The 12,547-nt window shown below is 68.5% G+C and carries 12 protein-coding genes; 6 read left to right on the forward strand and 6 right to left on the reverse strand.

The features are described from left to right. The first annotated feature begins 42 nt into the window (after window positions 1-42). The gene (locus WA805_RS12350) at window positions 43-756 is read left to right on the forward strand and encodes a transporter substrate-binding domain-containing protein (RefSeq protein ID WP_424564063.1); all 714 of its coding nucleotides are present in this window, start codon (window positions 43-45) and stop codon (window positions 754-756) included. Between the two features lie 289 nt (window positions 757-1,045). Here WA805_RS12350 and WA805_RS12355 read toward each other — a convergent pair whose 3' ends face one another. After that, window positions 1,046-3,805, reverse strand: a complete 2,760-nt coding sequence (locus WA805_RS12355; protein WP_425242395.1) for a glycoside hydrolase family 3 C-terminal domain-containing protein — start codon at window positions 3,803-3,805, stop codon at window positions 1,046-1,048. A 228-nt stretch (window positions 3,806-4,033) separates the two neighbouring features. On the opposite strand from WA805_RS12355, the gene WA805_RS12360 reads away from it, so the two are divergent. Beyond that, entirely contained in the window at window positions 4,034-4,546 is a 513-nt protein-coding gene (locus tag WA805_RS12360) for a GNAT family N-acetyltransferase (protein WP_422288137.1), read from the forward strand. A gap of 21 nt (window positions 4,547-4,567) precedes the next feature. Here the strand turns inward: WA805_RS12360 and WA805_RS12365 are convergent, their stop codons facing one another. The 3 genes from WA805_RS12365 to WA805_RS12375 all read right to left on the reverse strand — a co-directional run bounded on the left by WA805_RS12365 (window position 4,568) and on the right by WA805_RS12375 (window position 6,589). Continuing rightward, window positions 4,568-5,416 (reverse strand): SAM-dependent methyltransferase, encoded by an 849-nt coding sequence (locus WA805_RS12365; protein WP_422274741.1) that lies wholly within the window; start codon window positions 5,414-5,416, stop codon window positions 4,568-4,570. A 62-nt stretch (window positions 5,417-5,478) separates the two neighbouring features. Continuing rightward, on the reverse strand, window positions 5,479-6,039 hold the full coding sequence (locus WA805_RS12370) for a nuclear transport factor 2 family protein (protein ID WP_425242396.1): 561 nt from the start codon (window positions 6,037-6,039) through the stop codon (window positions 5,479-5,481). Between the two features lie 4 nt (window positions 6,040-6,043). Continuing rightward, window positions 6,044-6,589, reverse strand: a complete 546-nt coding sequence (locus tag WA805_RS12375; protein ID WP_425242397.1) for a YceI family protein — start codon at window positions 6,587-6,589, stop codon at window positions 6,044-6,046. 74 nt (window positions 6,590-6,663) lie between these two features. Between WA805_RS12375 and WA805_RS12380 the strand changes: the two genes are divergently transcribed. Together WA805_RS12380 and WA805_RS12385 are read left to right on the forward strand one after the other, a co-directional pair. Further along, entirely contained in the window at window positions 6,664-7,551 is an 888-nt protein-coding gene (locus WA805_RS12380; RefSeq protein ID WP_425242398.1) for a sigma-70 family RNA polymerase sigma factor, read from the forward strand. A gap of 174 nt (window positions 7,552-7,725) precedes the next feature. Beyond that, window positions 7,726-9,492 carry an amidohydrolase family protein gene (locus WA805_RS12385; RefSeq protein ID WP_422285818.1) on the forward strand — a complete coding sequence of 589 codons (1,767 nt, stop codon included), beginning with the start codon at window positions 7,726-7,728 and terminating at the stop codon, window positions 9,490-9,492. Here the strand turns inward: WA805_RS12385 and WA805_RS12390 are convergent. Together WA805_RS12390 and WA805_RS12395 are read right to left on the reverse strand one after the other, a co-directional pair. Beyond that, on the reverse strand, window positions 9,480-10,079 hold the full coding sequence (locus WA805_RS12390; protein WP_425242399.1) for a cupin domain-containing protein: 600 nt from the start codon (window positions 10,077-10,079) through the stop codon (window positions 9,480-9,482). The two genes, WA805_RS12385 and WA805_RS12390, sit on opposite strands and share 13 nt — an antisense overlap. Before the next feature lie 48 nt (window positions 10,080-10,127). Further along, window positions 10,128-10,499, reverse strand: coding sequence for a DUF4267 domain-containing protein (locus WA805_RS12395; protein ID WP_422285816.1), 372 nt, complete (start codon window positions 10,497-10,499; stop codon window positions 10,128-10,130). Window positions 10,500-10,586: 87 nt separating this feature from the next. Between WA805_RS12395 and WA805_RS12400 the strand changes: the two genes are divergently transcribed. Further along, window positions 10,587-11,177: a TetR/AcrR family transcriptional regulator gene (locus WA805_RS12400; protein ID WP_425242400.1), complete on the forward strand. Its 591-nt coding sequence runs from the start codon at window positions 10,587-10,589 to the stop codon at window positions 11,175-11,177. 234 nt (window positions 11,178-11,411) lie between these two features. After that, window positions 11,412-12,547: GTP-binding protein (locus tag WA805_RS12405; protein WP_425242401.1), on the forward strand; the 1,136-nt coding region annotated here is incomplete at its 3' end.

Consider the following 12,547-nt stretch of genomic DNA (forward strand, 5'->3'; position numbering starts at 1 on the left):
GATCTTGCGTCTGTGTTGCCCTCGTGACCGAAGGAGCGTCTAGTGACAGATCCGGCCGTTGTCGCGGACCTGGCCCCGACTGGTGTGCTGCGGGCGTCGATCAACCTCGGCAACCCGGTCCTGGCCCAGCGCACGAGCGATGAGCCGACGGGGGTGACGGTCGACCTGGCCTGTGAGATCGCCGCCCGTCTCGGCGTGCCGGTCTCCTTCACCTGCTTCGACGCAGCGCGCAAGTCGCTCGCGGCGCTGGTTGCGGGCGCCGCGGACGTCGCGTTCCTCGCCATCGAGCCGGCCAGGGAGGCCGAGGTGTCCTTCACTGCTCCCTACGTCATCATCGAGGGCGTGTACGCGGTTCCCGACCGATCACCGATCACGACCGCCGCCGAGGTGGATCGCCCAGGCGTCCGGGTGGGCGTGAATGAGGGATCGGCGTACGACCTGTTCCTCAGCCGCACCTTGACGCATGCCCAGGTGGTGCGCGGGGCCGACGGGATGGATGTCTTCCGCGAGCAGGGGCTGGAGGCGGTGGCGGGAATCCGCCAGCCGCTATCCCGGCACGTCGCAAGCCACCCCGGTCTACGGCTGGTCGAGCCGCGCTTCATGCAGATCCGCCAGGCGGTCGCCACCACGAAGAACCGGACAGACGCGGGCATCGCGTTCCTGACGGAGTTCGTCGAGACGGTGAAGGCCAGCGGGTTCGTCGCGGACGCACTGGCCCGCTCGGGTCAGGACGCGACGGTCGCCCCGCCATCCTGAACGCCCCAGGGTGCGTTCGCTGGCGAGTCCGCTAGCGGGCTGGTGTCGTGGTAGCGGACCTCGTAGACGCGCTCGGTAAACTTCCAGCCGTCCGCGGTGCGCTGGTAGCGGTCGTGGTAGATGGCGTAGTTCAGTTCCGAGGTGCCGTCGAGCAGGCGGGCAGCCGGTCGCGGTCATGGGCTTCACCGTCTCGGGCGGCAAGATCGTGGAAATGAATTCGATCGTCGACCCGGAGCGCATCCGCCGCCTTGACCTTTCGGTCCTCGGCGACTAACGGTGGTGCCTTCGGTCAAGACACCGTGACGGTGACACCGGCCTCCCGCGTCAAGGAGTCCATCGTGGCCGTGGCGTGCACGACGGCGCTCGCGTTAGGCGCATAGCTGGGCGGTGTCACCTGGAAGGTCGCGGTCAGGGCCGTGCCGGGCGCGACCGACGTGAAGCTCGTCGGCCCGACGGCCGTCGCGGTCCAGCCTTGTGGGAGCTGCAGCGCTAGCTGGGCGTCCGGCAACGTCTCGTCGCCACCAGCACTCAGCTGGACTTGCACCGTTGACGCCTGGCCAGGCGTCATGGTGGCGGGAGCGGTGACCGTGGCCTGGCGGGCGGCTGGGGTGGCCGCCATGGTGTACGAGCCCGACAGCGGCAGGCCGGACGGGTCCGAGGAGTCGCCCACATAGACGTTGTAGGTGCCCTCGGTCTGCGACCAGCCGTTGGCCGAGTCGTTCCACCAGGACTCCTGCTGCGGCGTGATGGTGAACGACACCTGCGTCGACTGGCCGACGCCCAGCGACACTCGCTGGAACCCGGCGAGCTGACGCGGCGGCTCGCCCGCGCCGGACGGATCCCCCAGGTACAGCTGCGCGACGTCGCTTCCCGCGCGCGTGCCGGTGTTGGTGACCGTCGCGGTCACCTGCTCGTTCTGCGTGCCGTTCCCGCTGGCCGGGCTGATCTGCAGGTTGCTGAACGAGAACGTCGTGTACGACAGCCCGAAGCCGAACGGGAACAGCGGCGTGAGATTGCCCGCGTCGTACCCGCGGTAGCCGACGTCGATGCCCTCGGAGTACTGCACTGTGCTGCCGTTGCCGGGGAACTGCGCGGGGCTGCTGGTCGGCATCTGGCTGAGGCTGGCCGGGAACGTCACCGGCAGGTGGCCGCTAGGGTTGGTCTGGCCGAACAGGACGCTGGCCAGGGAGGTCCCGCTGGTCTGGCCGGGGTACCAGGCGTCGAGCACGCCCGCTACCTGGGACAGCCACGGCATGGCGACCGGCGCGCCCGCGTCAATCACCACGATCGTGTGCGGGTTGGCCGCCGCGACCGCCGAGATCAGCTCGTCTTGGGCGGACGGCAGGTTCAGCGACGGCCGGTCGGCGGCCTCGGACTCGGTGTCGTCGGAGACGACGACCACGGCGGCAGACGCCGACTGGGCCGCGGTGACCGCCGCGCTGATGCTCGGCGCCAGCGCCGTCGGCGTGCCCCACAGCAGCTGCGACGACTGACCACTGATCGACAGCTTGTACGTCTGCCCGGCGGTGAGGCTGACCGCGACGGAGTAGGTGTGCACCGGCGGTGTGCTCGGGTCATCGATGATCTGCTGCCCGTTCAGGGACAGGTACGTCGGGGTGTAGCAGTTGCACGGATTGGTGATGGCGAGGACGTAGGTGCCGGTCGTCGGCGCGGTCAGCGTGCCGGTGTAGCTGCCGCCGGACGGGGTGGATGAGTAGGCCGGTGACAGGTTGCTGGACGGGATAGCCGGCAGGGACGCGTCCGCGGGCAGGCCCTGGGAGTAGGTGACGTTCGTGCCGGATCCGGCCGCGGCCTGAATGCCGGCCAGCGGAGTCACCGTCGAGGACGGGATCACGTAGGCGCTGCCGCCGCCCGCATAGGTGGGCGAGACGGACGCGGACGGCCCGATCACCGCGATGGTGCCGCCGTTGGTGGCGGACAGCGGCAGGGCCGAGCCGGCGTTCTTGAGCAGCGTGGTGCCTTCTTCGGCTACCGACGTGGCCACTGCGACGTCCGCTGGCGTGGTGACCGTGGCCGAGGGGGAGCCCGTCCGCGGCTGGTTGAACAGGTTGTACTGGAACATCTCGGTCAGGACGCGCTGGACCATGGTGTTCAGCGCGCTGAGCGGGATGGTTCCCTTCTTGATGGCGGTTTGCAGCGCTGTGCCGTAGTAGGTGTTCTCTGGCTGCTCCTGGTCGGTGCCCTGCAGCGCCCCTTGGGTCGAGTGCAGCGCGCCGTAGTCGGAGGTCACGAAGCCGGGGAAGCCCCACTGGTCGCGCAGCACGGTGTTGTTCAGGAACGAGTTGTTGCAGCTTGCGTTGCCGTTGACCCATGAGTAGGCGCACATCACCGACGCGGAGTTAGCCTGCGTCACCGCCGCGTCGAACGACGGCATGTAGATCTCCTGCAGCGCCCGCTCGTCCACGATCACGTTGTCGGCCGACGTGTTCCGGTACGTCTCCTGGTTGTACGCGTCGAAGTGCTTGACCTGCGACATGACGTCCTGGGCCTGCACGGCGTTGATCTCGGGGACGTCGAGGGCGGAGTTGAGATATGGGTCCTCGCTGAGCGCCTCGAACGACCGGCCCCAGCGCGGGTCCCTGTCGATGTTCACCGTCGGGCCGAGGTTAATGCTGGCGCCCTTGCCGAACTCCTCGGCACCGATCACCTCGCCGTACTGCTGCGCCATCGACGGGTCCCAGGTCGCGGCCAGCGTCGCGCCCGCAGGCAGCTGAGTAACGCCGGTGAGCCCGTCGGCCACCCCGGCCGGGCCGTCTTCCATCCCGACCGCAGGGATGCACAGCGAGGAGATCGCCGGTGTGTAGAACACGTACGGGTTGGAAGTCCCATGGCCTTCCACCATGCTGATCTTCTGGGACGTGGACATCTTCCCCATGAGCTGCGCGACCCGTTGGGCGATCGGGGCGGTGGAGGTCACCCACGGGCACGAGCTAGGCGCCGCGCGCAGTGCGCCCCCGCTGGCCTGTGCCGCCGCGGCCGGGACGCCTAGCAATCCGGCCAGGCTCACGGCGGCGACGGCGGTCACCACGCGGCGCTTCCGGTGACTTCCCCGACCTAGCAGGACAGTGGCACGCACCGTCGACACCTCCAGGTATTCCGCACCCCATTGTTAACGGATCCCAGTCGATTCTTCGCTTGAACTTACAATCCGTCAAGACATGACAACAGACGGTTGTACCTCTGCCGGGTAGCCCCGCGGGCCAGGCGGTCCCGCGGTGACCAGGACGTGCGCGAACGTGCTGATATCGTGCGGCGCGTGATCATACGGGATGCGCGACCGGACGAGCACGCGGCGGTCGGCGAGCTGCGGGTCACGGCCTACCGAGCTCTGGGGCTGCTGCCCGCGGGGAGCGGGTACGCCGAGCCACTGCGGGCACTGGGGTTCCGTGGCGGCGACGAAGTGCTAGTAGCCGCTGACGAGGCGGGGAACGGCATCCTCGGAACGGTCACTCTCGAGGCGTTCGTCCCGGCAAACGAGCTCGCGAAGGACGACACAGAGGCGGATATCCGGGCGTTCGCGGTGATCCCGTCCGCGCAGGGACATGGCGTCGGGCGCAAACTGCTGGCGGCCGTCATCGAGCGTGCCGAACAGCGCGGGGTACGGCGGCTGCGACTGTGCACGCGGCCGGAGATGGAGGCCGCGCAGCACCTCTACACGACGATTGGTTTCTCCAGGACCCCGGAACTCGACTTCTCCCCTATGCCTGGGGTCACTCTGCAGGCATACGAACTCGCACTGCCGCATACGGAGCAGATCGGGCTGCCCTGACTATCTACCGGAGACCCGGGCCTACGGTTTCCGCCCTACCCCGCCGTAGTTCGCTAGCTCGCGACCCTCGCCGACCTCACCGGTTCCGGGCCGCCACCGGTGCAGCTGGACTAGACCCGGCTCGACCAGGTCCAGGCCGACGAAGAACTGGGAGACCTCGGCATAGCTGCGGGCGGTGAGCGGGGCGGCCGCCTGCTTGTTGTAGTCGCCCATGGAACGGGACAGCTGCTCGGCGACGTCACTGGCCGGATGCGCGATGACCAGGTAGCTACCCGGCGACACGGCGGCCATCACCCGGGCCACGAGCGCGGCCGGATCGTACTCATCCGGGACACAGTGCAGCAGCCCGAGCATCATCACCGCGACCGGCTGGCTGAAGTCCAGCACACCGGCCGCCTCGGCCAGGATCTTCCCGGTGTCACGAAAATCCGCATCGATGTAAGCGGTCGCGCCCTGCGGGCTGCCGGCCAGCAGCGTCCGGGCGTGCAGGAGCACGATCGGGTCGTTGTCCACGTAGACAACCCGGGTCTCCGGCGCTATCTTCTGGGCGACTTCGTGGGTGTTGTTGCCCGCGGGCAGGCCGGTGCCGATGTCCAAGAACTGCCGGATGCCCGCCTCTTCCACCAGGTAGTGCACCGCCCGGCCGAGAAACGCCCGCTGCGCCCGGACACTGACTAGCACGTCGGGGAACGTGGCGACGACCTGCTCGGCGGCCACCCGGTCGGCCTCGAAGTTGTCCTTGCCGCCGAGCCAATAGTCATACACCCGCGCGATGTGCGGCACGCTCGTGTCGAACGGCACACTCTTCCCCGCTGGCTCCTGCCCGCCCATCCGCTTGGCCGACCCTCCTGCCGATCCTGCTGCTGACATCAGTTAGCCTGCCGTGCCACGCCGATCCGCGCAAACTGGCGGCTGCTGCCACCGACCTGTTCCTAGCCGTACCTTGACGCATGCCCAGGTGGTGCGCGGGGCCAACGGGTTCGTCGCGGACGCGCTGGCCCGCTCCGGTCAGGACGCGACGGTCGCCCCGCCATCCTGACGTCCACGCGGTTCGGAGTCGGCGGCGAGCCCGCTAGCGGGCTGGTGTCGTGGTAGCGGACCTCGTAGACGCGCTCGGTGAACTTCCAGCCGTCCGCGGTGCGCCGGTAGCGGTCGTGGTAGATGGCGTAGTTCAGCTCCGAGGTGCCGTCGAGCAGGCGGATGACCTCTGACATGTACGCTCGGCCGGACGCGGCGTCGCCGTCGAGCTGGATGATGCCCGGGTGGGTGTTCTGCACGAGGAACTCCACGAACTTCGGCACCCGCCCGCCCCACTCGCGGATCTGTTCCTGGCCGGTGAGTTCGACGGGGACGTTCGGCATTCGCAGCGCGCCGCCGGACGTGAACAGCGACGCGACGCGGTCGTAGTCGCGCATCATCACCGAGTCGGTGAACTCGCCGCGCAGCGCCTCGATCTCGACGCGATCGGCGATGGCCTGAAAGTCGCCGCTCATTCGGTCACCCCCGGGTGAACACGGCGTGGACGGTGAGGGTGCTGATTTGCGAGACCATGCCCAGCACATTCCAGGTGATGCCGAAGTCGGCGCGGTGGACGCGGACCTCGGCGTCGAGCCAGACCTCGCCGTCGCCCGGGACAGACGCACGGGCATCGAACGACAGTGGCTGGGTACGGCCGCGAATGGTCAGCGCGCCGGTCACGGCAACCCCCTGTGCGGACGGCCGGATATCGTCGGCGGTGAAGCTGATGTCCGGATAGTTGTCACTGTCGAAGAAGTCGGCCGAACGCAGGTGGGTGTCGCGCTTGGTGTTCTGGGTGTCGATGGACGCGGCGGCCACCAGGAGGGTGCCGGTGGCCTTGCCGTCCGGAGAGATGGTGCCGCTGCCGCTAACCTCGCGGAAGATCCCCTTCACCGGAATCACGCCCATGGACTTGCTCTTCAGCCGGATGCTGGAGTTGCGCGGATCCAGGACCCATTCACCGGTCAGGGTCCCGCCCTTCAGCAGATCTAGTAGTGCCGGTGCGGTCATTGACGGTCCGTTCATGATGACTTCCTTGTCACATCGCTTGGATTCGAGGTGTCACCTATGCGACACGCCGCGACCAGGGAGTGTGACCGATGGCTTCGCCTGACTGGCTGACTGAGGGTTTCGAGACGAACCGGGGGCGCCTGCGCGCGGTCGCCTACCGGATGCTGGGCTCGCTCACGGAGGCCGATGACGCCGTCCAGGAAGCCTGGCTGCGCGTCGCGCGGGCAGACGCGAGTGAGGTCGATAACCTCAGCGCCTGGCTGACCACGATCGTCGCGCGGGTGTGCCTGAACGCGCTGCGCTCCCGTAACGCGCGGCGCGAGGAGCCCCTGGACGCGCACGTGCCCGACCCGGTCATCACCCGCGCGGACGAGCTGAATCCCGAGGACCAAGCGCTGCTGGCCGACTCAGTCGGGCTCGCGCTGCAGGTGGTGCTGGAAACGCTGACTCCCGCGGAGCGGCTGGCGTTCGTGCTGCACGACACGTTCGGGCTGCCGTTCGAGGAGATCGCGCCCATGGTCGACCGTTCCCCGGCCGCGGCGCGGCAGCTTGCCAGCCGGGCCCGGCGGCGGGTGCGAGGCGCTGACGTCCACTCCCCCGACCGCGATGTCGCCCGCCAGCGGGAAGTGGTCGACGCCTTCTTCGCCGCGGCGCACGGCGGCGACTTCGACGCGCTCGTCGCGGTCCTCGACCCGGACGTGGTGTCCCGGATCGACGCAGGGGCGGGGGCCCTGATCCCTTCCGGGGTGCTGCACGGTGCGGCAACCGTCGCGCGCCAGACGCTGGCGATCGCGTCGATCGCCGCGCCGAAGCACCCGGTGCTGGTGAACGGGGCCGCGGGCGTGGTCATCACCCTGGGCGGGCAGCCGGTCGCGGTCATGGGCTTCACCGTCTCGGGCGGCAAGGTCGTGGAAATAAATTCGATCGTCGACCCGGACCGCATCCGCCGCCTCGACCTTTCCGTCCTCGACGACTAGTTATTCGGAACGTCCCCTAGACGACTCCCGAAGGTCCGCCGAATCCGGGAGCAAGCCGGCCAGACGAGTGGAACCACGCGTGCGTTCGGGAAAATTGCTTTTTGCAACTTATTGACGGGAATCGTCTGCGTGCGTATGTCTGTGTTTGTGAATGAACATGGTGAGCGTAAGGGGTTGTCACGACGGGCCGCCCTCGTGGCGGGCGCCGCGGCCGGCACGGCCGCCATGGTCGGCTTCGGCGCCGCGGGCGAGGCGGACGCGAGCGAGTTTCCTGCTGGCCCCGGCGGCGGGCCACCGGGTTCCGCCGAATCGTACGAGGGTGATCTTGTCCTGTACAACGGCAGGATCCACACGATGAACGACCGCGACGACATCGTCGAGGTCGTCGCCATCCAGGACGGGACCATCGCCTACACCGGCGGCAGCCTCGGCGCCGCGATGCGGCAGTTCGGCGGCGGCCCGGGGCCGCAGGCCATCGACCTTCGCGGCCAGATGGCGTGCCCGGGGATCATCGACGCCACGAACCACGTCTCGCTGCTCGGCAACCGGCCGGGCCACCACACGCCGCTCGAATACGCGGCCTCGATCGCGGACGTGCTAGCCATCTACCGGGCACGCGCGCGCTCGATCCCGAAGAGCCCGTCGCCGCCGGCATCGGGCGCTCCGGACAGCTTCATCACGACCATGGGAGACATCGTCCCCGAGCAGCTCAAGGAGCAGCGGCTGCCCACGCTGGCCGAACTGGACGCGGCTGTCCCGGACCATCCGGTGTACCTGACGGTCAACTTCACCGGCCCGTCGGTGACGAACTCGCTCGGCAAGGCGTTCTTCACTAGCGCGCAGCCGTACCCGGTCACGGTGGGCGCCGACGGGTCCATCGCCGAAGGCGAGCAGACCGGACGTGCCACGTTCGCGCTGCGGCAGACGCTCACGTTCGGCCAGCGGATGCGGGGATTCCGCGACGCGTTCGCCTACTTGGCGAGTATCGGCCTGACCACGAACATCGAGACCGGCGCCTTCCAGACCACGAACAGCCCGGCCGACAACGTCGCGACCGAGGACAACTTCACCTACAACATCCCGGCGATGGCCGTATACGCCGCGGGCCAGGGAACCGTCCGGATGCGGATCAACTGGCTGCACATGGACACCACGACGAGCCTGCCCACCCTCACCCAGCGGGTGCTGAACTCGCTGCAGTTCAACGGCAACGACATGGTCGCGACCGGGGGCATCGGCGAATGGATCGCCGGCGACCAGTTCGCGCCGGGCGCCGTCTTCCAGGACGCTTGCCTGCTCCTGGCCGAGAACCGCTGGCGGGCCGAGTGCCAGTCCATCACGCAGACGGACTACCCAGGGCAGGTCCAGGCGTACGAGATGGCCAACGCCAAGTACCCGATCACCGACCTGCGCTGGATGATCGCCCACGCCAACTACGTCACCGAGCCGTACCTGAACCGGCTGAAGGCCCTGGGAGCAGGCGTCACGGCTTCCGGATGGCAGTACCTGCAGGGCACCAGCCTCGGCAGCACTCCCGGAGGACCGGCCTACCGGACGCTGTTCGGCAACGGGATCCCGGTGGGCATGGACTCCGACGCGGCGGACGTGTCGGTGTTCATTCCGTGGGTGCAGATGTACTACGCCACCACGGGGTTGAACGTGCTGGGCCAGCAGATCAACCCCGGCCAGCACGCCACCAGGCAGGAGGCCCTGTTCCACTACACCAACGGCAACACCTGGTTCGTCGGCCCGCCCGCAGGGCTGGGGCCGCCGGACGGCGACCTGCTCGGGGTGCTGGAGGTGGGTAGGCGCGGGGACGTGGTCGTGCCGAGCGCCGACTACTTCGCCGTGCCGGACGAAGCGTTGAAACAGATCTACTCGGCGTTGACCGTGGTCAACGGGAAGGTGGTGCACGCCGGGCCAGTCCGCTACGAGGCGTGACGGCACGGTGCAGGCGGTCCTCGGGTTGGCCACGGACTGACGACAACCCGCTCAACCGCGTGGAATACCTCCGCCGCGTCACCCGCGGCTGATAAGGCCCGGGCCTGGTTCCAGGGGGCGCTGGACTGGAAGTAGGTGTCGTAGAGTTCCTGGACCTCAAGCAGGGACTCGGGGGGCTGCTTGCCGTACGCGATGCGTTCGAGGTGGCGGAAGTACTCGAAGCGCTCCACACCCGGTGTGATGACGATGAGGATGTCGGCGTCGTGGCCCGGGGCGGCGGCGAAGGCGTGGGCGAGGCCCGGCGGGACGATGACGAGGTCTCCGCGTTCGGCGGTGATGACCCGGTCTCCCGACAGGAGCTGGGCGGTGCCGTCGAGGAGGTAGAACAGCTCGACGGAGCCGGCGTGGTGGTGCGGCCTGGCGCCGTCGGCGCCGCCGCTGAGTGTGACGCGCTGGGTGGATAGGGCACCGCCGGTGGAGCTGGCGTCGGCCAGCAGGCGGATGGTGGTGGGGGCTCGGCCGACGACCTCGGCGTCGGCGGAGCGGACGATCACGGACTCGGTGAAGCTGGGGCCGGCTAGCGACATGTTCGGATCCTTTCTGTGGTGAGTGCGATTTGCGGCGCCGGGTCGAGGTTAGACGGCGAAGAGCAGGGCGGCGCTGAGCAGGACGACCACGGCGGTCGCGAAGTGGATGCCGAACGCGGTCGCCTTCGTGCCACCGTTGCGCAGTACGATCACGGCGTCACCCAGCGGCACCAGCGCGACGACCAGCATGAACCAGGCCTCGGCATGGGCGCCGGCGAAGGCCAGCAGGGCCAGGCCAACCAGGCCGTAGGCGCCGTCGCGCAGGCCCTTGATCGTCAGGTAGGCGGGGTCGCCGTCCTTCTTCGCCGGGACACCATAGGCGGCGGCTGCGGCACGGGGCACGACCAGGAAGCGGCCCCCGATGAACAGGATGAACAGGTCGAGGACGACAGCCAGACCGTAGGCGAGGGGGGTGAGCATGGCTCTCTCCATCTTCTAGCGTTGCTAGGAACAAGAGCGATGCTAGCAGAGCATCGACAGAAACGCTAGCAGTGCTAGAATTTGAGTATGCCGATTCTGACGCGCCGCGAGCGCGAGCGCGCACAGCGCGAGAAACTGATCATCACGGCGGCCCGGGAACTGGCGGAGGCCGAGGGCTGGCAGGCGGTCACGACCCGGCGGCTGGCCGAGCGGATCGAATACAGCCAGCCGGTGCTCTACAGCCATTTCAAGGGCATGGACGCGATCATGGCGGCCGTCGCCGTAGAAGGGTTCGCCGAGCTGGCCGATGAACTGCGCGCAGCCCGGACCGCGGCGCCAGACACCCACCGCGCCCTGGCCGCTATCAGCGCGGTCTACACCGCGTTCGCCGACCGGCACCCGGCGGTCTATGACGCGATGTTCGGCCAGACCGTCGACCTGCCATTCGCCACCCCTCAGGCCCCGCCTGCCCTGCGCGCAGGCTTCGACGAGCTGGCCGAAGCTGTCCGCCCGTACGCCCGCGGCGACGACCTAGGGCTGCTGACCGAGACCATCTGGGCCGCCCTGCACGGTCTCGTTACGCTCACGCGCGGCGGGAGGCTCCCCGCCGGACAACAGGACCGCAGGCTCGAGCTGCTCCTGGCGCGCTTCACCGATCAGCGGCCTCAGTCCTCGTAACCCGGCGGGGTCGGGGCATTGACCGAGGTGCACGAGGTGAGACCCTGCTCAAGCGAGCGCCCGTGAAAATCGAATGCGCCCGCGCAAACCACGAGGTTACGATGCGTGGCATCCGAAGTCAGCGAAGGCCCGCTGGTCCTATGAATCCGGAGGAGTCAGTGATGCGAGGAGCGTCTGTGTCCATCGAAGAGCGTCTGTGGGCCTATTCGGAGGATGTGGCGTGTGCCTCGCGGAATACTGAACTTGGGGATCCTCGCACATGTTGACGCCGGCAAGACAACGCTGACGGAGCGCCTGCTCTACTGCGCTGGTGTCATCGACGAGCCAGGCAGCGTCGATGCCGGCACGACGCAGACGGATTCGCTGGCGCTGGAGCGGCAGCGCGGAATCACGATCAAGTCCGCCGTCGTCTCGTTCACCGTCGATGACACCACCGTCAACCTGATCGACACGCCCGGCCACCCGGATTTCGTGGCCGAGGTGGAGCGCGCGCTGAGCGTGTTGGACGGTGTCGTCCTGGTGGTGTCGGCCGTCGAGGGCGTCCAGCCGCAAACGCGCATCCTGTGGCGTGCCCTGCGGCGACTGCGCGTCCCGGTGCTGTTCTTCGTCAACAAGATCGACCGGCGCGGGGCAGGCTATGAGCGCTTGATAGGCGATATCGCGGAACGGCTGACACAAGCGATCATCCCGATGGGCTCGGTAAGCGGACTGGGCACGCGCGGGGCCGCCTTCGTCCCGTCCGGCGATGCTTCCGGCTCGCGGCTGGCGGAGATGCTTGCCGAGCACGACGACGCAGTCCTCACCGCTTACCTCGACGGCAAAGCCGCGATGCCGCGGGACTGGCTGCGGGAGAGGCTGGCTGCGCAGGTCAGGGACACGCTGGTACACCCGGTGTATTTCGGGTCCGCCATCACCGGCGCGGGCGTCGACGAGCTGCTGCGCGGGCTCGCCGAGCTGCTGCCCGCAGCGAGCGGTGATGCCAGCGGACCGGTCTCGGGCCGTGTGTTCAAGGTCGAACGCAGGGCCGCCGGCGACAAGATCGCCTACGCCCGCATGTTCTCAGGCATGATCGCGGTCCGGGACCGCGTGCGGTTCGGCCGCGGCCGCGACGGCAAGGTGACCGCCATCAGCGTCTTCGCCGACGGTACAGCAGTGCGCAGCGATTCGGTCACCGTCGGCCAGATCGCCAGGCTGTCGGGCCTGGCGGAGATCCAGATCGGCGACGTGATCGGGATCCCACCGGACAACGCGGACCGGCACTATTTCGCGCCGCCGACGCTGGAGACCGCCATCGTGGCCCGTGATCCGCGCGGCAAACCACGCCTGCACGCCGCCATCACTCAGCTCGCCGAGCAAGACCCGCTCATCAA

Origin of the sequence: Trebonia sp. (assembly GCF_049794275.1) — a bacterium.
Classification (GTDB): Bacteria; Actinomycetota; Actinomycetes; order Streptosporangiales; family Streptosporangiaceae; genus Trebonia.

What these genes read in the sequence shown, in the direction of transcription:
- WA805_RS12365 (WP_422274741.1), bottom strand. Translation starts at nt 5,416, where the DNA reads ATGTCAGCAGCAGGATCGGCAGGAGGGTCGGCCAAGCGGATGGGCGGG.
- WA805_RS12370 (WP_425242396.1), bottom strand. Translation starts at nt 6,039, where the DNA reads ATGAGCGGCGACTTTCAGGCCATCGCCGATCGCGTCGAGATCGAGGCG.
- WA805_RS12375 (WP_425242397.1), bottom strand. Translation starts at nt 6,589, where the DNA reads ATGAACGGACCGTCAATGACCGCACCGGCACTACTAGATCTGCTGAAG.
- WA805_RS12380 (WP_425242398.1), top strand. Translation starts at nt 6,664, where the DNA reads ATGGCTTCGCCTGACTGGCTGACTGAGGGTTTCGAGACGAACCGGGGG.
- WA805_RS12390 (WP_425242399.1), bottom strand. Translation starts at nt 10,079, where the DNA reads ATGTCGCTAGCCGGCCCCAGCTTCACCGAGTCCGTGATCGTCCGCTCC.
- WA805_RS12395 (WP_422285816.1), bottom strand. Translation starts at nt 10,499, where the DNA reads ATGCTCACCCCCCTCGCCTACGGTCTGGCTGTCGTCCTCGACCTGTTC.
- WA805_RS12400 (WP_425242400.1), top strand. Translation starts at nt 10,587, where the DNA reads ATGCCGATTCTGACGCGCCGCGAGCGCGAGCGCGCACAGCGCGAGAAA.